Genomic DNA, 20,073 nt, shown 5'->3' with positions numbered 1-20,073 from the left:
ATAATATTTAATTATGGACATACCTCAAGAATTAAAGTACACCAAAGATCACGAATGGGTTAAAATTGAAGGCGATACCGCAACGATAGGAATAACCGATTTTGCTCAAGGAGAATTAGGTGATATCGTTTACGTTGAAGTAGATACTCTGGATGAGACTCTGGAAAGAGAAGAAGTCTTTGGTACGGTAGAAGCCGTAAAAACAGTATCTGATCTTTATCTTCCGCTTTCCGGTGAGATTGTAGCATTTAATGACAGCCTGGAAGATGAACCTGAAAAGGTGAATTCAGATCCATATGGAGATGGCTGGATGGTTAAAATAAAATTTTCTGATGCTTCTCAACTGGAAGATCTTTTAACCCCTGAAGCCTACAAAGAAATTATTGGTCGCTAGAATCCTTTTATCCGGTGCAAGTCTTTATACCCTTGCCCTTACTATTGCTTCCCTGGTGCGACTGGGAAAAATCAGTGTGGGTAATTTTAACCCCACTGATAAATTTTTGCATTTTATAGCCTATCTTGTACTGGTTATACTATGGCAGTTTTATATTGTTTTTAGAGAGCGGGATTTTAAACACTATTATTCATATTTATTAAAGATATCTGTTCTTGCTATTGCTTTTGGTATGTTAATTGAGGTTTTACAAGGAGCCCTTACCAGCTTCAGAGAACCCGATTGGTATGATATTTTAGCCAATAGTTTGGGTGTGATGAGTGCCGCGATGTTACTACTGTTATCTAAAAGAGTCCTGCAAAGGTTAAAAAGCAAGATTAATTTAGTTTTTTAGAAAAAATATTTATTTTAGCAATCCTTATTAATCAATAACCCATTATGGAACCAAAGAAAAATCCTAAAGCAGATCTAACCAGGAGAAGCGTATTGTTTCTTCAGTTGGGTCTTATTTTAGTCCTTTTTGTTACTTGGCAGGCTATTGAGTGGAAAACCTATGACAAGGAAGCCCTCGATACCGGTCAGCTTAATTTAGATGAATTGGATGATGAAGAAATTCCAATTACAGAAATGCAAAATACTCCACCACCGCCACCACCACCGCCACCGGCGCCAGAGGTGATTGAGGTTGTTGAAGATGAGGAAGAGGTCGAAGAAGATGAGATAGAGTCTACCGAAACCAATCTTGAAGAAATTGTAGAGGTTGAAGAGGTAGTTGAAGCTCCAGTGGAAGAAGAAGTTGCAGATGTTCCTTTTGCTGTTATTGAAAATGTGCCAATCTATCCTGGTTGTGAAAACATGAATAACAATGAGGAGCGTAAGCAATGTATGAGTCAAAAGATTCAACAGCACGTAAACAGGGAATTTAATAAAGACCTGGGTTCAGAACTCGGATTGTCTGGAGTAAACCGGGTGATCGTTCAGTTTAAGATCAACGAAAAAGGAAATATTGTGGATGTGATGTCTCGTGCTCCACACCCCAGACTTGAAAGGGAAGCTGCGAGGGTAATCAATAAACTACCTAAAATGCAACCCGGTAAACAACGCGGTAAGGCTGTAGGGGTTATGTACTCTCTTCCAATTGTATTTCAGGTTCAGGATTAAATAATATTTATTTTTTATTTCGAATCCCGGGAATTCCCGGGATTTTTTTGTTTTGATTCTAGAACTCTGTTTTAAAAAATGTATATTTCCATTGTGAAACTAACCTACTTGCAAGTGGTATGAAGTATACACTACTTCTTTTTGTGATTCTTACCTCGGGCTACCTGTCTGCACAAACCAACCATAACTTAGAGGTTTACCCTCGGTTTTCTGAATGTGAGAATATTGCTTACCAGCAGCAAGCTGATTGTTTTAAGCAGAGCTTTTTGGCCTTTGTCATTGACAACTTTCAGATGCCAGCAAAAGTAGAAGCTGAAAATTACCGAGGAATTGCTACTGTTGTGTTTGAGGTCGATGAAACGGGTTCTTTTAATCCTCTGTATATTGAAGCGGCATATTCAGAAATTAAGGAAGAGCTACATCGTGTGTTCACTCTTCTTCCTAACATTGCTCCAGCTACATATGATTCCAGGCCTTCTTTTATGCAATTTAAGATGAAATTGAAGATTCCATTGGAGGTTTCTCTGGAGCAAGTACCTGCCCAGCATGAGGAAAAATCGGATGAACTTTCCGGGATGGGAATTGCACCTAGAATGAAATCTAAAAGCCAAACTTTGAAGGAATATGACCGCATCAAGTCTGGTGATTTTACAAATCCCAGATATCAAAGCCGAATAAACATTCCTTTGAGTCATGAATATTATTCAAGGTTTGATGCTGATTTTAATCAAGTAGGCACTAACACCCATTCGGCCTCAAAGCCTTTAAGGTTTGATGAGGTTGCTCCCTATTACGATTTTGGGGCTGAGGAAGCGATGTTGCTGAAACCTGCAGGTTCGACGCTTGGTCGTAAAATCTGGAACGAACATTTAATAAGGTTTCAAACCGAGGATTATTGGTTTACCATTGATTTCGCTATGGATCTGCAACTTGGTAAAGATTTTGAACAAACCCAGTACGAATTCACCTATAACAATACCCGAGCCGCTATCTTTCAGGGAGGACTTGGGGAAAAATTAAATTTTTATTCAGTAGTATATGAAAACCAGGGAAGATTTGCTGATTACTTCAATCGCTATGCGGAATCGATAAAACCAGATGGAGGGGATCCCGCAATTATACCCGGTCGCGGAATCGCAAAGCCATTTATGGATGGCGGATATGATTATCCGGTAGCTGAAGGCTACCTTACATATACCCCGGGGAAATTCTTCAATCTTGAATTTGGTCATGGAAAAAATTTTATCGGGGATGGTTATCGTTCGCTATTGATGAGTGACAATGCTTCGCCATATCCTTATTTCAAACTCAATACTGCTTTTTGGAAGATAAAATACACGAACACCTGGATGTCCCTGCGAGATGTACGTCCTGAGGTGACCCAAAGCGGTTCTTTCCGTACTAAATACATGGCAAATCATTATTTGAGCTACAATGTTACGAAGAGGCTTAACCTTGGTTTCTTTGAATCTGTGGTATGGGAAAACGATAATAACCGAGGATTTGATCTAAATTATCTAAACCCCGTAATCTTTTACCGGGCAATTGAATTTTCGACGGGTGCTCGGGGCGGAAATGCCATAATTGGGCTTACCGGCAAATATAAAGTTAGTAATCAAGTAAATGTTTACGGACAATGGGTAATAGATGAATTCTCTTCTACTGATGTTTTTGGGGGGGAACAGAGTTGGAAAAATAAGTTGGGTTATCAGTTTGGGGTTAAATACTTCAATGCTTTTTCAGTGCCAGGATTATTCCTAAGAGCCGAGTATAACCAGGTGAGGCCCTATACTTATTCTCATAATACCGGAGTACTCAACTACGGCCATAATAACCAGTCAATGGCCCATCAGTGGGGTGCTAGTTTCAGGGAAATTCTGGCAATAGCCCGGTACAAAAAAGACAGGTGGTATGGCCATGGAAAACTTATCTACGGTACCCGTGGGTATAATTTCAATAATTTTGCGGATAATTATAATTATGGTGGTGATATTTATGGAAGTGAAAGAGATCGGCCTGAGAACCTTGATACTGGTGTTAAGATTGGTCAGGGGAATACTTCTATTTCGCTTTTTGCTGAAGTGGAGACTGGCTTTATAATTAATCCCGCCACGAACCTTAAATTATATGGTAACTTTATTTATCGAAATTTTAAGCCGGAGGTAAAAACCTTTAACCAGTTTGAGAATTCTACTATCTGGATTAACTTTGGAATTAGAACAGATATATTTAATTGGTACTATGATTATTAAAGCTATAAGTGCTTTCCTAAATTAACATTTGTCAGGCCTTGTCTAAAACTAATTAAGGGCTATCTTTGCGCCAATTTAAAAAACTGCTTTTGAGTAGCTACGGCGTACATACCCCAACTGTTTCCCGTTTAACTGATTTTAAAGAAATTACCAAAATGCGGCTTGCCGTTAGCGTGGTGTTTTCTTCTATTGCGGGATATTTTCTTGGAGCAGAATCCATAGATTTTGTAGTAGTTCTTTTGCTGGCAGTCGGGGGGTATTTTATGGTTGGAGCTTCGAATGCCTTTAACCAAATCATCGAGAAAAATCTTGATGCTTTGATGGACCGTACAAAGAATCGACCAGTCCCGGCCGGCAGAATGACTGTGACCCATGCTTTCATCATCGCAAGTGTGTTTACTATTCTTGGCTTGATTGTACTTTATATTATCAACCCTAAAACGGCGATGTTTGGTGCGCTTAGTATTTTTATATATGTAAGTATTTATACCCCGTTAAAGACTAAGACTCCACTTTCTGTGTTTGTCGGAGCCTTTCCTGGCGCGATTCCTTTTATGTTAGGTTGGGTGGCTGCTACAGATAGTTTTGGCATTGAACCAGGTATTTTGTTCATGATACAGTTTTTCTGGCAATTTCCACATTTTTGGGCTTTGGGCTGGTGGCTGTATGATGATTACAAAAAGGGCGGTTTTTTTATGTTGCCCACGGGTAAAAGAAATAAAGGAACGGCAATACAAATTGTTCTTTATACCATTTGGACTCTCCTTGTTTCGTTGATACCGGCTTTTGGAGTCACAGGAAAGCTATATCTTACTCCAGTTGCAGGTATTTTAATATTTCTCCTCGGCATGGGGATGCTATATTATGCAATTAATCTTTATAAGGAAAAATCAGCCCAAGCGGCTAAAAAATTAATGTTTGCCAGCGTATCATACATAACTTTACTTCAAATTATTTATGTGTTGGATAAATTTATAAGACCATGGATTTAACTCAAGGAACTGATAAAAGTAAATTTGCCCGAGCGAAAAAAATGATGCTCTGGTTTGGAATTATAAGTATGGTGATGACCTTCGCTGGTCTTACCAGTGCTTACGTGGTAAGTAAAACTAGGCCAGATTGGTTAACCGGTTTTGATCTTCCGGATGCTTTTTTATGGAGTACCTTTGTGATTGTGGCCAGTAGTTTTACTTTTTTTCTGGCCAAAAAAAACATAGCTTCTTCTAGACCAAAAAACGGAACAGCTTTTTTGATTGGGACTTTAATCCTGGCTCTTTTATTTGTAGCACTTCAGTTTCAAGGATTTAATAATATTGTTTCCCAGGGCTATTATTTTACCGGTAGTGAAAGCAATATTACCACCTCTTTTATATACGTGTTGGTATTGGTGCATTTGGCTCATTTAGCTTCAGGTTTAATAGTATTATTGGTTGTAATTTATAACCATTTTAAACAACGCTATCGGCCGGGCCAAATGCTTGGTATCGAGCTAGGTGCCACCTTCTGGCATTTTGTAGATTTTTTGTGGGTTTATCTGTTTTTATTTTTATATTTCTTCAGATAACAAAATTTACGTTATTTTTGCGCAATACTCAAAAACTAAACTAAAAACTCTTCTATGGACGCGACTGTTGTAAGAACAGGCACCGAAGGTAAAACCTGGGGCGGGGGAAATGAACCTCTTAAAGCGAGTTATGGTAAAATGATGATGTGGTTTTTCATCGTTTCCGATGCGCTAACATTTTCAGGATTCCTTGCAGCTTATGGTTTTTCAAGGTTCAAATTTATTGATTCCTGGCCTATAGCCGATGAGGTATTTAACCACTTCCCTTTCCTTCATGGGGTTGATGCTCCAATGTATTATGTGGCCTTAATGACCTTCATCCTGATTTTTTCATCCGTAACCATGGTTCTGGCAGTAGATGCCGGACACCAGATGAAAAAAGGGAAAGTAATTTTTTACATGTTCCTTACTATTATTGGTGGACTTATATTCCTTGGTTCTCAAGCCTGGGAATGGAAAAATTTTATTAATGGTACATATGGAGCGGTAAGTACCAAGGGAGGAAATATTCTTCAGTTTGTTGATAACGAAGGTCACAGGGTGGCTCTTGCCGATGTGGCACAGGTGATGCCTACTGAGCGCGTACCTCATACCCGGGAGAGCGGTGTATGGTTTGAGGAAGGGGCAGCCCTTCCAACTTACTCCATTGAAGAGGTTAAAGCTGGTTTTACAGCTAATGAAAATATTTTGATAAGAACGCAAACTTTAACTGAAGAAGGCGAGAAAACAATTCTTAGCAGAGAAGAATCTCTGAGAAAATTAGATGCTGAAGCAGTTGGAGTTGTAGAGGGAGCCAATCTTTCTCAAAATGAATACGGTCCACCTCTGTTTGCTGATTTCTTTTTCTTTATTACTGGATTTCACGGATTCCATGTTTTTTCAGGGGTTCTAATAAACATCATCATTTTTTTCAACGTGGTAATTGGGACTTACGAAAGACGCGGGAGTTATGAAATGGTGGAAAAAGTAGGGCTTTACTGGCACTTTGTGGATTTAGTTTGGGTATTTGTATTTACTTTCTTTTATCTGGTTTAATTTTCTAAGACAGAACAAACAATATTATGGCACACGAAACCGCACATCATCACGAATCTAATACCAAAAGGATCTGGATTGTTTTTGGAATTCTTTCAGTTCTAACTATTGTAGAGGTGTTTTTAGGAATCATCAAACCAGGTTTTCTTGTTCATACAGATCTTTTCAGTATGAGTCTTCTTAATTGGATTTTTATAATCCTAACCTTGTTTAAGGCATATTATATTGCCTGGGCTTTTATGCATCTTGAAGGAGAAGTGAAGGGGTTACGAAGAGCAATTGTATGGACCGGAGTATTTCTAATAAGTTATTTGATTTTTATACTCCTTACCGAAGGGGATTATGTATATGAAGTTTTTAAATCGAACCATGTAGCATGGGATTTTTAAACTTTTGAAAGTTAAATTATAAAGAAAAGACGGTTTTATAAAGCCGTCTTTTTATTTTTGTACCTCTAAGTATAATCAGGTTTATGAAAAAGTTTTTTGTACTATTAGTACTATTCGCTTTACCCATTATCGCTTACCTCTTTTTTTCTTCTGGCCAGAATAATTTTGCGAAACTCCCCGTGCTCACAGAAAATATTGAGGAAATAAAAGGTTTGGAAAGCTTAAACCAGGGAGAGGTTGCTTTAGAGGATAAGATTAGTATTGTAGCATTTTTTGGAAAAGATCTGGATCAGATAAAGGGGCATACCTTTAATCTAGACCAAAAGATTCTGGAAAAATATTATGATTTTAATGATTTTCAATTCGTAATCGTTTTGCCGGAGTCTGCCCGGGAGAGCGCTATTCGTTTTTCTGAAGAATTTGAGGCCATAGGAAATCCGCAAAATTGGAAATTTGTTTTCGCTTCCAAAGAAAAAGTGCAATCAGTTTTTAACAGCATGGACTCTGGTTTTGTCTTGGATGAAAACCTTCATACTCCTTATGTTTTTATTGTCGATAAGGACAGAAACCTTCGGGGTAGGATAGATGACAAGGATTATGGAAAGATGTATGGCTATGATGCCAGCTCTGTTGCTGACCTTAGTAATAAAATGAATGATGACGTGAAGGTTATACTGGCTGAATATCGATTAGCTCTTAAAAAGAATAATGCAGAAAGGAAGAACTAATTTTTCCGACAACCATATCAAAAACATTTATAATGAAGAATTATTCATATATAGGAATATCTTTAATCATCTTGATTTTTGGGATCATTTTTATTCCAAAAATCGTTGATCGAATCAGCAATGATTCAGTAGTGGAGTCTGATCGCTTGAATGTAAGGGGAGCTGAAAGGAAATCTGCGCGATCTGATAAGCTTGCCTACATAGAGATCGATGGGAAGCGTAAGAAAGCTCCTGATTTCAAACTTATTGATCAAAATGGAGATACCATCACCAATGAGGATTATCTTGGAAAAGTATATGTTGCTGAGTTTTTCTTTTCTACCTGTCCTACTATTTGCCCAATTATGAATAGCAATTTAGTGGAGGTCCAAGATGAAATTAATAATGAAGATAATTTTGGGATCGCTTCATTTAGCATTGATCCGACTTACGATACCCCCCAGGTTCTTAAGGCATACGCCGAAAAGTATGGTATCACCAATCCCAACTGGCATCTTTTGACCGGAGATAAGGAGGAAATCTATGATTTGGCTAATTCTGGATTTAATATTTATGCCGGGGAAGACCAGAGCGCGCCTGGTGGCTTTGCTCACCAGGGAATGTTTGCCCTAATTGACCAGGAGGGCTACATCAGGTCACGCAGGGATGCTTATGGTAATCCCATTATATTTTACCGGGGTTATGTGGAAAGAAATAAATCTGTAGCCGAGGGTGAAGAAGCACCAGAAATTGATATTTTAATTGAAGATATTAAGAACTTATTGTGAGAACACCTCTGACTAAAACCGATAAAATTGCAGTGCCGGTGATAATTGCCCTTTCTGTTGCTGTGCCATTAATCGTACTTATCTTAATGTATCTCCCTGAACGATTTAACTTTTTGAGTATCCGGGCCGGCACCTTACCTTTTTTTCATGCCATACTCAATGGATCCACAGCTATCTTGCTGATGTTGGGCTATTTTTTTATGAGAATTAAGGAATATAAATTGCACCGTAATACTATGATTACAGCATTCTTTCTGTCTGCAATTTTTCTAGTAAGTTATGTGATCTCAAAAATTGGAAATGACCCCGTCCCCTATGGAGGCGAAGGAGTCTTGAGATATTTCTACTTTTTTATTCTTATTACCCATATTCTCCTTTCAGCGATAATTGTTCCTCTGGTCCTTTTTACCATGTACCGAGGTTTGACCGGAGATTATAACAAGCATGCACGAATTGCCAGGTGGACTTTTCCGATCTGGCTGTACGTTACGCTAACGGGTGTTTTGGTCTATATTTTTATGATGCCTTATTACTAGGTCCTCGTCATGTTAAATCTTTTATGGGACCTATATAAATTTTTAAATTTGTACTTTAACTAAATAAAATGAATAAAAGGTTTTTATTTATATTACTTCTGCTTTTACTAATCCCAATGGCTTCTGAAGCACAATGCTCTATGTGTAGAGCTGTTTTGGAGAGTGAGAGTGATCAAAGTACCGCTAAAGGAATAAATAATGGCATCTTGTACCTGATGATGTTCCCTTATATCCTCATCGGGGGAATAGGTTATTTTATTTATCGTTCTCGGAAGAAAGCCGGAAAAACGGAGGAAGCTTGAACAATTAAAAATTTTTTCTTGAATAAGATGTAACGTTTTCCATTCCGTAGAGTCTTATGGGTGAGACTTATTAGTTAAAAGTCTCTAACCTGTAATTTTACTACGATGATAGAAATTAACGATCTTCATAAATCCTATAGAATGGGCAGTAATTCTCTGCACGTTTTAAAAGGAATTAACTTTAGCGTAGCCGAAGGTGAACTTGTTTCTATCATGGGATCCTCAGGATCTGGAAAATCTACCTTATTGAATATTCTGGGGATGCTCGATGAAGCCGATGAAGGGTCTTATACCTTAGATGGGGTTCCTATAAAAAATCTTAACGAAAAAATTGCTGCCCGTTATCGTAATAAATTTCTGGGTTTTATTTTCCAATCTTTTAATCTTATTTCCTATAAAAATGCGCTGGATAATGTGGCGCTTCCGTTGTATTACCAAGGAATTAAACGCAGGGAACGTATTGATAAGGCAATGTCCTATCTGGAAAAGGTAGGCCTATCCGACTGGGCAGAGCATCTGCCTAATGAACTTTCCGGAGGGCAAAAACAACGGGTGGCTATTGCTAGGGCACTTGCTAGCGACCCTAAAGTGCTATTAGCCGATGAGCCTACCGGAGCATTGGATTCCAAGACATCTTATGAGGTTATGAATTTAATTCAGGAAATCAACGATGAAGGTCGGACTATTCTTGTAGTAACACATGAACCTGATATCGCAGCAATGACCAAAAGGATTGTTAATTTGAAAGACGGGAGAATAATCCAGGATACTCAGGTCAACCAGGTAAGAGCACTGCAAAATGTTTGATTTAGAACGTTGGGAAGAGATTTTTGATACGATTCGTAAAAACAAATTACGAACCTTTTTAACCGGCCTTTCAGTAGCTTCAGGTATTTTTATTTTAGTGGTTCTTCTGGGTATTGGTGAAGGAATGCGGAACGGAATTTCACAGGAGTTTAAAAGAGACGCTGCTAATATCATTTATGTGTATACAGGTGTTACCTCAAAGGAATACAAAGGGCTAAACCCAGGCAGGAGAATTCAGTTGAAAAATGAAGACTTTAATTATACGGCCTTAAAACATCAGGATGAATTAGAATATAAATCCTCTATTTTCCGTATTTGGAATGGTATAGTAAACTATAAAAAGGAGTCAGGTTCTTATCGAGTGGAAGGTGTTTATCCAGATTATCAGTTTTTGGAGAACAGCGATATGATAGAGGGGCGATTTGTCAATTATAAGGATCACGAAAATTTTGAAAAGGTTGTAGTTCTAGGGAATAAAGTAAGAAATGATCTTTTTAAAGATAAAAAAAATCCTCTTGGCCGGTATATCCAAATATCCGGAATAAACTTTCAAGTAATTGGTGTTTTTACTGATCCCGGTGGGGAAAGGGAAGAAAGCCTGGTTTTCATGCCCATTTCCACCGCACAACGCGTATTCGGTGGGGCTAATAATATTGCTAATATGGCTTTCACTTTAGAGTCTGAGGATAATTTTGAGGCTGCCCTTGCCGCTTCCAATGATTTTTCCGCAGATATTGAAAATCAGCTTAAAGAAACACATACCATAGCTCCAGATGATGAAAGTGCGATAAGTATTAATAATTCGTTGGAGAATGCCAAAAGATTCTATGATCTTATGGATATGATAAAATTCTTCTTTTGGGGTGTTGGTATCTGTACCATTATCGCCGGGGTAGTTGGCGTAAGTAATATCATGCTCATTATCGTTAAAGAAAGAACCAGGGAAATTGGAATTAGGAAGGCTTTGGGAGCAGAACCCATTTCTATTGTTGGAATGGTTTTGCATGAGTCTATTTTTGTTACTGCAATTGCCGGTTTCATTGGCCTAATTACAAGTTTGTTCCTACTTGAACTAGTAGGTCCTCTCATAGAAACACAGTATATATCTAATCCAGCGGTTAATTTTAATGTGGCACTTACTACCGTCTTTATTCTAGTTTTCGCCGGTGCAATTGCCGGGTTCTTTCCGGCATGGAGAGCCGCAAGGATCAAACCTATTGTAGCACTAAGAGACGAATAATATGTTTAGTAGGGATAAGTGGAGCGAAATTATAGAGGCATTAACTGCGAATTGGTTTAGAACCATACTCACAGCTTTTGGTGTAATGTGGGGTATTTTTATCCTGGTTATTTTATTGGCTGCTGGTAAAGGTCTGGAAAATGGTGTAAAACAAGGTTTTAGTGGTATAGCTACCAATACGATGTTTATGTGGACCCAAACTCCATCAAAACCATATAAAGGTTTGCCTAAAGGGCGTCGCTATAATTTTAAAACCTCCGATGTCGAGGCCTTGCGGGAAAATGTGCCAGGTCTTCGGTTTGTTTCCCCAAGAAATCAATTAGGTGGATTTGGAGGAAACAATAATGTGGTGAGGGGTTTACAAACCGGGGCCTTCAATGTTTATGGAGATTATCCAGAAATAATTCAGCAGGAGACAATGGACATAACTTCAGGAAGATTTATTAACTACCTGGATATTGAACAAAAAAGAAAAGTTGCCATAATTGGAGATGGGGTAAGAAGAGAACTCTATGAAAAAGATGAGGAGGTTCTAGGAACATATCTTAAGATAAACGGTGTCAATTTTATGGTTATTGGAACTTATAAGAAAAAAGGTGGTGGAGGAAATTCTGAAGAAGCTCAAAAGGAAATTTATGTTCCTTTTACTTCGTTCTCACAAGCTTTTAACATGGGAGATAACGTTGGTTGGATGGCAATTACTGCTCAGGATGGAAATTCTATCACAAGTTTAAAATCAAAAATTCTGGATCTTATAAAAAGCAGACATTCTATACATCCTGAAGATGATAGAGCAGTAGGGAACTTTGATTTATATGAAGAATTCAACAAGATTAATGGTTTGTTCGTGGCACTAAAAGCAGTAGCCTATTTCGTCGGAACTCTGGTCCTACTCTCAGGTATAATTGGCATCAGTAACATTATGTTAATCGTGGTAAAGGAAAGAACCAATGAAATAGGAGTCAGACGAGCCCTTGGGGCGACTCCCTGGTCTATTCGCGGCCAAATTTTAATGGAATCTATTTTCCTAACAATTATTTCAGGAATGGCCGGAATTATTTTCGCTACAGGAGTAATCGCCGGAATCAATTATGCTTTAAGTGGAATGGATACTACTGAAATGATGTTTGCTAACCCCAGTGTTGATTTAGGGGTGGTGCTTACAGCCCTGGCAATCTTAGTATGTTCAGGTTTGTTGGCTGGTCTAATTCCAGCACAAAATGCCATAAAAATAAAACCGGTAGATGCCTTAAGAACTGAATAATAAGAAAATTAAAGAAGATAAAATACAATCTAAAAATGAAAAAAACAGTAACTATCTCAATTTTAGTATTAATCGTCGTGGTTTTTGCAGGCGCTTTATACTATTTGTTTCAGAAAAATCAGGAGGATCCGACTGTTTACGAAACAGACCAGGCATCTATAGAAACTATAGTGAAGAAAACCGTTGCTACGGGTAACATTGTTCCGAGGGAGGAAGTGCTTATAAAGCCGAATATTTCTGGAATTATCGATGAAATATATATCGAAGCCGGTGAGAAAGTAAACGCTGGAGACCTTATTGCTAAAATTCGGGTGATTCCAAATGTAAATTCGCTACAAAGCGCAAAGGATGCCGTAGCTACTGCTAAAATCAATTTGGATAACGAAAAGAAGACATTTGAAAGGCAAAAAGCCTTATTTAAAAAAGGAGTGATTTCCCAAAACGATTTTGATAATGCTGAAGCCAACTTTAAAAGAATGTCGCAGGATTATCGATCAGCACAACAAAATTTTGAAATTGTACAAACAGGAACTACTAGTGGAATTGGGAGTGCGGCCAATACCCTTATTAGATCAACAGTAGACGGTATGGTTCTCGATGTTCCAGTTAGAGTCGGAAACCAGGTAATAGAAAGCAATAATTTTAACGATGGTACTACTTTGGCTACACTTGCCGATGTTAACCAAATGATTTTTGAAGGAAAAGTTGATGAGAGTGAGGTTGGAAAAATTAAAGAGGATTTACCTCTTGAAGTTACGGTTGGGGCAATAGAGAACAAGACATTTAATGCGGTCTTGGATTATATCGCTCCAAAAGGAGTAGACGAAAACGGAGCGATACAATTTGAAATTAAAGGAACCTTGGATAAGGCTGATACCACTTTTATTCGTGCAGGTTTAAGTGCAAATGCATCTATTATTTTAGATAGAGCGGATGATGTATTGGCCATTAAAGAAGCCCTGGTTCAATTCGATTCAAAATCCCAGGATCCATTTGTGGAAGTAGAAACCGGAGACCAGCAATTCGAAAGAAGGGATATAGAATTAGGAATTAGTGATGGAATTCAGGTTGAGGTGAAAAAGGGGATTTCTAAGGATGATAGGATAAAGGTTTGGAATAAGGTAAAACCAACTCCTGAATTTGCCGGAAGTTAGATATTTATATCAAAATGTAACAAGTTTAGAATTTCACAGACTCATCAACTACAATTCCGATTATGAAAAAATACAGCTTATTAACCCTATTTTTATTTTCAGCTTTTTTTGTTAAAGCACAAGAAACCGAAAAATGGACCCTGCAGGAATGTGTTAATTATGCCCTGGAGAATAATATTTCGATAAAGCAATCAGAACTAAATCTGGAAATCTCTGAAATTGAAGAGCTCGATGCTATCGGAAACCTTTTGCCAAATCTTAATGCCTCTGCTACCAATTCCTGGAATACGGGGCTTACACAAAATGTAACCACGGGAATCCTTCAAACACAAACAACAAGAAACTTTTCAGCGGGCATAACGGCTAGCATGAATTTATTTGATGGTTTGCGTAATTTTAAACAAATACAGCGCTCCAAAATATCCCAGCTATCCGCTCAGTATGAATTGGAAAAAATGAAAGACGACATCACTCTTTTTGTTGCTGATTCCTACCTTCAGGTGCTCTTTAGCAAACAAAATCTGGAAGTACTAAAGTTGCAAAACGAGGTGACCCTTCAGCAATTAGAACGCACTCGTGAACTTGTTGAAGCCGGATCTCTTCCCCGGGGTGATTTGTTGGAAATAAAGGCTACTGATGCAGATGAGAAACAACGCATGATAGTTGCTGAGAATAATATTAAGATTTCCCTTATCAATCTGGCCCAGCTTTTACGAATAGATGATTATGAAAATTTTGATGTTGTAGATCGCGATTATGACATCTTCGGAAGTGATATACTTGAAAATTCGGTGTATGAAATTATTGAGCAAGCCAAACAGGAACGATCGGAGCTTAAAATAGCTGAGGCCAATCGCAATCTTGCCTTGAAGGATGTTGAGATAGCCAAAGGAGCTTATATGCCAAGTCTTGGAGCTTTCTTTAACTACAATACCCGTGAATCCGGGATGGGAAGGATCACAGGTGTGACCATTGATCCACAGGATCCAACCCGGGAGATTGGAGTGGTGGAGAGTACAGGGGAGGTTGTAGTTGCGCCCAATACAATGAGTACTATTGGAAGTCCATTACCTTTTTTTGAACAACTTCAAAGGAATGATGGTATGACCTATGGGGTGCAATTAAGTGTCCCGATTTTTAATGGTTTTTCCACTCGGAACCAGGTAAAAAGAGCTCAGGTAAATGCCAGGCGAGCTGAATATGAAATGGAACAGGCGGAACTTGATCTGGAAGCTAATATTTATCAAGCCTACGTAGATGCCCAAGGTGCATTCGAAGCTTATGAAGCAGCTCTTGTTTCTGCCGAAGCCCAGGAACAGGCTTATGATTATGCTACCCAAAGATACGATGTTGGGCTAACCAATGCTTTTGATTATAGTCAATCTAAACTAAGGTATGAAAATGCCCAGCGTGAAGTAGTACGAACAAAATACGATTATATTTTTAAACTTAAAGTCATAGAGCTTTATTTCGGGGTACCGGCAACAGAGCTTAAATTTTAAATTATGAAAAAAAAGACACTTTTCATTATTATTGGGGTTTCCTTGGTCGTGGTTGTTTTACTGGTAATCGGTAAAAGAGCAGGCTGGTTTGGTGATTCAGCCAATGTAAAAGAAGTTGAGTTTACTACAACAGAACCTATGGATATTACGGAAACTGTTGCAGCCACTGGAAAAATCCAACCGGAAGTTGAAGTTAAACTCTCTTCGGAAGTTTCGGGAGAAATTATTGAACTTCCGATCAAGGAAGGCCAAAGTGTGGAAAAAGGTGACCTTCTGGTCAAAATTAATCCTGATATTTATCAGTCCAATCTTCAGCGAATGGAAGCAGGCCTACAGAATATGAAAGCAAATTACAATCAGGCCCAGGCTAATTTGAAACAAGCTGAAGCGGATTATAACAGAAATAAAACTCTTTTTGAAAATGGTGTAATATCGCAGGCCGAATGGGATGCTGTAGTCTCAAATTACGAAGTAGCGCAGGCTGCCAAAGAATCGGCTTACTATAATATGCAAAGTGGAGCGGCTAGCGTTACAGAAGCAAGAGATAATCTTGCTCGTACAACGATCTATGCACCCATGAGCGGTACGATCTCCCGTTTAGATGCGGAATTGGGAGAAAGAGTGGTTGGAACCCAGCAAATGGCAGGAACGGAGATTTTGAGGGTGGCAAACCTGGCAAATATGGAAGTTGAAGTTGATGTGAATGAAAATGATATTGTGAAAGTTGAAGTTGGAGATTCCACTATTGTTGAAGTTGACGCATACTTACGCAGAGAATTTAAAGGTTTGGTTACTGAAATTTCCAATTCCGCCGATAGTCAGCTTACCACGGATCAGGTGACTAATTTCAAAGTTAAAGTTAGAATTCTTGAAGAATCCTATAGAGACCTTGTTGAAGGCAAACAGGAAAATTATTCGCCTTTTCGGCCAGGGATGACTGCTACGGTAGATATCATCACTAATAAACAACAAAATGTTATTGGAGTACCTATTAGTGCTATTGTGATAAAAACTGATACTACCGCCAATGGAAATTCAACAGCAAATTCGGGAGATGAAATGTTTGAAGCTGTATTTGTTAAGGAAAATGATGAGGCTAAACTTCGCCTTGTGGAAACTGGTATTCAAGATGGTTCCCATATCGAGATCATTGAGGGTCTTGAGCAAGGGGAAGAGGTCATAACGGGTCCTTATACTCTTGTCACCAAATCATTGGAAGATGGTGATAAGGTGAAAGCAACATCAAAAGAAAATTAGTAATTTTGCCTTTAGGCGGGAGAAATAATCTCCCGTTTTAAAAATTACTGTTTTGCCAAAAATCCTTTGTTTAGAAACTTCCAGTACAAACTGTTCAGTAGCTATTGCTTCAGAAAAAGGAATGCTTGATATTAAGGAAGATAAGAGTAATAATTATTCCCATGCCGAAAAACTCCACGTTTTTATAGATGAAATTCTTAGGGAGAATCACCTAAAGACAGCTCATCTGGATGCGGTGGCCATTAGTAAAGGTCCTGGATCATACACTGGATTGAGAATTGGGGTTTCAGCAGCTAAAGGTTTGTGTTTCTCTCTGGGAATCCCTCTTATATCCATCGCCACTCTTAGAGCACTTGCACTCCAGGTTATAGATAGGGAGGCCGTAATCATTCCATTAATCGATGCTCGTAGAATGGAAGTTTATTCTGCGGTATTTAATACTGAATTGGAACAAATCAGGGAAACTCGTGCTGAAATTCTTGAAACAGATCTCTATAATGAATATCTGGAAAAAGGTAAAGTGGTCTTTATTGGTTCAGGAGTGACAAAATTCCAGGCAATTTGCAGCCATCCCAATGCTGCCTTTGTTCCTGAATCGCTGCCATCGGCAAAAGAGATGTGTACCTTAGCAGTAGAAAAATATAAAATAAGCGACATAGAGGATGTCGCTTATTTTGAACCTTATTATCTTAAAGATTTCAAAGTGGGTTAATTGGTCGTATTTGAATCCTTATTAATCTGCGATTTTTTTTCTTTGGTACCATTCATCTTTGTCTGGTCATAAAGATAAACATCACGCTGCGGATAAGGAATTGTCATGCCGGCTTCTTCAAGTCTTATTTTTCCTTCTTCGATCATATACCAGTGAAGGTCCCAGAACTTACTATTTTCAGCAAAATACCTTACCGAGAAATTCACAGAATCGGCTCCCAGTTCAGCAACAATAATCTGTGGCTCAGGGTCTTTTAAAATATCTTCCTGTTCTTCAACAAGGTCTCTAAGAACTTGTTTTGCCTTTTTAAGATCATCATCATATGAAATGCCGAAGCTTAATGTTTCTCTTCTGGTGCCGTTAAAGCTGTAGTTAATTATATTGTCATTGCTCAATTCTCCATTAGGAATTACCGCTCGCTGGTTTCCAAATGTGTCTATTTTTGTATAAAATAAAGTGATTTCAACTACTGAACCTGAAACTCCCTGGGCTTCTATCCAGTCACCTACTTTAAATGGTTTTAAAACTATTAATAACACACCCCCTGCAAGGTTAGAAAGTGATCCCTGCATGGCAAGTCCAATGGCCAAACCTGCGGCACCAATAGCAGCTACCAGGGATGCGCTTTCTACACCCAATTGAGTAATTACCAGTACAAATAGAATAATTCGGAGTCCCCACCGAATGGAATTTAGAGTAAATATCTCTAATGTCCTATCGTAATCTTTCCTTTGAAATAGTTTATCGACATATTTTACAATTAATCCAATAACCCAGAGACCAATGATTAACAATGCCAGTGCACCTAATAAAGTAGGGAGGTAATCAATAAACTTTTCTGCGTATTCTTTTGCGATAGCGCCCCAATCGTTTAATTTATCCATTTTAATGTTTTTTGTAAAGAGAATACATTAAATAAAATTTTCAGAAAATTCCTTGTTTAAATTTTGTTAAAACTGTTTAATTAAATTCAGAGATTTTTCAACACTTATTTGAGGGAGGTCACATTTTCCTTCGCTGCAAACGTAGATATAGTCCTTATTTTTCTTAAACCGATGTTGTAATAATGGCAAACTGCTTTCACTATCGGTTCCTGTGATTAAAATATTTGGTAAGTATTTTTTCTGAAGCTCCCTATTTAAGACTTGCGCATTTTGCCCGGTGATAGCAACCTCGAAGAATGGATGGGTGAAATCCAGCATTAGGTCTAACCAGTTGGAGCAGGATCCGGGGTGGCTTTTAATTTGGGGTTGTATACTATTAAGCATTTTCTCTGCCCGGTTATTATATTCCTCTTTATTCAATAAACTTGCAAGCTTAAAGAGGTTTTTCGCCATCACTGAATTGGAAGCCGGAATCACATTATCCGTAACCTCCAGGGTTCGGGTAATAAGCTTTCTATCCTTTTTTGAAGTGAAATAAAACATCGGGGAGTCCTCACTAAAATCTTCAATACATATTTCACATAATTTATTGGCAAGGATTAGCCATGAGGGCTCAAAAGTAACCTCATGAAGTTTAATAAATGCTTCAATTGTAAAAGCGTAATCCTCCAGATAGCCGTTAATTGAACTTTTTCCCTTTTTATAAGAGTGAAAAAGTCTACCATTACTTGCTATTTGTTTGGTCTTTATGAAATCGGCATTTCTCAAAGCAGTTTCCAGGTACTGTTCCTCTTCAAGAGCTGTATAAGCTTCTAAATAACCGGAAAGCATAAGGGCATTCCAGGAAGTGAGCGTCTTATCATCCAGGGCAGGTTTATTTCTTTTCTCTCTATATTCTTTAAGTCTTTTTATCGAGGAATTAATATTCTCCTGAAGTTTTTCTTCTGAAATATTAAATTCTGAAGCGATAGCCTGCCGTGTTTGTGTCCTGATGAGTACATACCTGTCTTTCTCCCATTTTCCATAATTATTGATGTTGAAATATGCTGAAAACAGAGAAAAATCCTCCTGAAGTAGATTTTCAAGTTCTGCCTTAGTCCAGGTGTAAAAGGCGCCTTCTTCCAATTTGCCTTTTTCATTCAGGCTGTCTGCATCTAAAGCTGAATAAAAAGCATAGTCGGGTGCGGTTAATTCTTCCTTTATAAATTCCAGGGTTTTTTTAATCACCTTTTTATAGAGCTCATTTTGATGATTTTTATAAGCCTTGCTGTAAAGGCTAACTAGCTGTGCGTTGTCGTATAGCATTTTCTCGAAATGTGGCACGTGCCAACGCTCATCTACAGAGTACCGGGAGAACCCACCGCCCACCGGATCATGAATTCCACCCCAGGCCATTTTGGTAAGGGTTTTTTCCGTGAAATTCTGTATTGTCTCATCTTTCTGTTGAAATCCATACCTTAATAAAAACTCATAATTATTTGGCATCATAAATTTCGGAGCCCCTTTGTAACCACCATTTTCAAGGTCAAAATCAGATTTCCATTTCTGAATAATTTTAGGATAAAAATCCCTGGAAAAGGCTTGTACCTCCTCCGGTAGGTCTATGATTTGCAATTTTTGGAGACCATCCTGCAATTTTTCTGCATATTCCAATAATTGTTCCGGCTTCTGTTGATATAAATTTGAAAGCTGAGTTAGCGCGTTTACCCATTGTTCCTTTCTAAAATAGGTGCCACCCCATACCGGACGCCCATCCGGAAGTGCAACAACATTCATTGGCCAACCTCCGGTGCCAGTCATTACCTGCACAGCATTCATATAAACCTGATCGATATCAGGCCGTTCTTCCCGGTCTACTTTAATGTTTATAAAGTCGGCATTCATTACTTGGGCTACCCGGGAATCCTCAAAACTTTCATGTTCCATTACATGGCACCAATGGCAGGCTGAATAACCCACGCTAATTATTAAAAGTTTATTTTCCTTCTTTGCTTTTTCCAGACTTTCTTCATTCCAGGCTTTCCATTCCACAGGGTTATGGGCATGCTGCAGCAGGTAAGGGCTAGTTTCATTTATGAGCTCATTGGTATGTCTAGATTCCTCTTTTTTCATCTTTCTGGTGTTT

At 38.3% G+C, this 20,073-nt stretch carries 21 protein-coding genes; 19 read left to right on the top strand and 2 right to left on the bottom strand.

Annotated elements, in window-relative coordinates; translation table 11 throughout:
- Nucleotides 1–13 precede the first annotated feature (13 nt).
- The 19 genes from gcvH (at nt 14) to tsaB (ending at nt 17,064) form a co-directional block, all read left to right on the top strand.
- A complete protein-coding gene (gene gcvH, locus ACW6NC_RS01395) occupies nt 14–394 on the top strand; it encodes a glycine cleavage system protein GcvH (protein WP_457863287.1) in 381 nt (126 codons plus the stop codon).
- Entirely contained in the window at nt 384–788 is a 405-nt protein-coding gene (locus tag ACW6NC_RS01390) for a VanZ family protein (protein ID WP_457863286.1), read from the top strand. The genes gcvH and ACW6NC_RS01390 overlap by 11 nt, the downstream gene beginning before the upstream one ends.
- Nucleotides 789–832: 44 nt before the next feature.
- Complete coding sequence (locus ACW6NC_RS01385; RefSeq protein ID WP_457863284.1) at nt 833–1,555, top strand: energy transducer TonB; 723 nt, start codon at nt 833–835, stop codon at nt 1,553–1,555.
- A 119-nt stretch (nt 1,556–1,674) separates the two neighbouring features.
- Entirely contained in the window at nt 1,675–3,807 is a 2,133-nt protein-coding gene (locus ACW6NC_RS01380) for a gliding motility protein RemB (protein WP_457863282.1), read from the top strand.
- An 89-nt stretch (nt 3,808–3,896) separates the two neighbouring features.
- Entirely contained in the window at nt 3,897–4,799 is a 903-nt protein-coding gene (cyoE, locus tag ACW6NC_RS01375; RefSeq protein WP_457863281.1) for a heme o synthase, read from the top strand.
- Entirely contained in the window at nt 4,790–5,371 is a 582-nt protein-coding gene (locus tag ACW6NC_RS01370) for a cytochrome c oxidase subunit 3 (RefSeq protein WP_457863280.1), read from the top strand. Before cyoE ends, ACW6NC_RS01370 begins: the two co-directional genes overlap by 10 nt.
- A 54-nt stretch (nt 5,372–5,425) precedes the next feature.
- Nucleotides 5,426–6,406, top strand: a complete 981-nt coding sequence (locus ACW6NC_RS01365) for a cytochrome c oxidase subunit 3 (protein WP_457863279.1) — start codon at nt 5,426–5,428, stop codon at nt 6,404–6,406.
- Nucleotides 6,407–6,432: 26 nt separating this feature from the next.
- Nucleotides 6,433–6,795 (top strand): cytochrome C oxidase subunit IV family protein, encoded by a 363-nt coding sequence (locus ACW6NC_RS01360; RefSeq protein WP_457863277.1) that lies wholly within the window; start codon nt 6,433–6,435, stop codon nt 6,793–6,795.
- Between the two features lie 83 nt (nt 6,796–6,878).
- Nucleotides 6,879–7,523 carry a hypothetical protein gene (locus tag ACW6NC_RS01355; RefSeq protein WP_457863275.1) on the top strand — a complete coding sequence of 215 codons (645 nt, stop codon included), beginning with the start codon at nt 6,879–6,881 and terminating at the stop codon, nt 7,521–7,523.
- Nucleotides 7,524–7,555: 32 nt separating this feature from the next.
- Nucleotides 7,556–8,290, top strand: coding sequence for an SCO family protein (locus ACW6NC_RS01350; protein ID WP_457863274.1), 735 nt, complete (start codon nt 7,556–7,558; stop codon nt 8,288–8,290).
- Nucleotides 8,287–8,826, top strand: coding sequence for a DUF420 domain-containing protein (locus tag ACW6NC_RS01345; protein WP_457863273.1), 540 nt, complete (start codon nt 8,287–8,289; stop codon nt 8,824–8,826). Before ACW6NC_RS01350 ends, ACW6NC_RS01345 begins: the two co-directional genes overlap by 4 nt.
- A 68-nt stretch (nt 8,827–8,894) precedes the next feature.
- The gene (locus ACW6NC_RS01340; protein ID WP_457863272.1) at nt 8,895–9,128 is read left to right on the top strand and encodes a hypothetical protein; all 234 of its coding nucleotides are present in this window, start codon (nt 8,895–8,897) and stop codon (nt 9,126–9,128) included.
- Nucleotides 9,129–9,233: 105 nt separating this feature from the next.
- The gene (locus ACW6NC_RS01335; RefSeq protein WP_457863271.1) at nt 9,234–9,935 is read left to right on the top strand and encodes an ABC transporter ATP-binding protein; all 702 of its coding nucleotides are present in this window, start codon (nt 9,234–9,236) and stop codon (nt 9,933–9,935) included.
- Nucleotides 9,928–11,175, top strand: coding sequence for an ABC transporter permease (locus tag ACW6NC_RS01330; RefSeq protein ID WP_457863270.1), 1,248 nt, complete (start codon nt 9,928–9,930; stop codon nt 11,173–11,175). The genes ACW6NC_RS01335 and ACW6NC_RS01330 overlap by 8 nt, the downstream gene beginning before the upstream one ends.
- Before the next feature lies 1 nt (nt 11,176).
- Nucleotides 11,177–12,439 carry an ABC transporter permease gene (locus tag ACW6NC_RS01325; RefSeq protein WP_457863269.1) on the top strand — a complete coding sequence of 421 codons (1,263 nt, stop codon included), beginning with the start codon at nt 11,177–11,179 and terminating at the stop codon, nt 12,437–12,439.
- Between the two features lie 35 nt (nt 12,440–12,474).
- Complete coding sequence (locus ACW6NC_RS01320) at nt 12,475–13,593, top strand: efflux RND transporter periplasmic adaptor subunit (protein ID WP_457863267.1); 1,119 nt, start codon at nt 12,475–12,477, stop codon at nt 13,591–13,593.
- 62 nt (nt 13,594–13,655) lie between these two features.
- On the top strand, nt 13,656–15,095 hold the full coding sequence (locus tag ACW6NC_RS01315; protein ID WP_457863265.1) for a TolC family protein: 1,440 nt from the start codon (nt 13,656–13,658) through the stop codon (nt 15,093–15,095).
- Between the two features lie 3 nt (nt 15,096–15,098).
- Complete coding sequence (locus ACW6NC_RS01310) at nt 15,099–16,352, top strand: efflux RND transporter periplasmic adaptor subunit (RefSeq protein WP_457863263.1); 1,254 nt, start codon at nt 15,099–15,101, stop codon at nt 16,350–16,352.
- Between the two features lie 52 nt (nt 16,353–16,404).
- Complete coding sequence (gene tsaB, locus ACW6NC_RS01305) at nt 16,405–17,064, top strand: tRNA (adenosine(37)-N6)-threonylcarbamoyltransferase complex dimerization subunit type 1 TsaB (protein WP_457863262.1); 660 nt, start codon at nt 16,405–16,407, stop codon at nt 17,062–17,064.
- On the opposite strand, the gene ACW6NC_RS01300 is transcribed toward tsaB, so the two are convergent.
- Both ACW6NC_RS01300 and ACW6NC_RS01295 read right to left on the bottom strand, forming a co-directional pair.
- The gene (locus ACW6NC_RS01300) at nt 17,061–17,948 is read right to left on the bottom strand and encodes a mechanosensitive ion channel family protein (RefSeq protein WP_457863260.1); all 888 of its coding nucleotides are present in this window, start codon (nt 17,946–17,948) and stop codon (nt 17,061–17,063) included. The genes tsaB and ACW6NC_RS01300 overlap by 4 nt on opposite strands.
- A gap of 66 nt (nt 17,949–18,014) precedes the next feature.
- A complete protein-coding gene (locus ACW6NC_RS01295) occupies nt 18,015–20,060 on the bottom strand; it encodes a thioredoxin domain-containing protein (RefSeq protein WP_457863259.1) in 2,046 nt (681 codons plus the stop codon).
- Between the last annotated feature and the right edge of the window lie 13 nt (nt 20,061–20,073).

Source organism: Salegentibacter profundi, from assembly GCF_054121475.1.
This window is presented reverse-complemented; position numbering and strand designations above follow the sequence as displayed.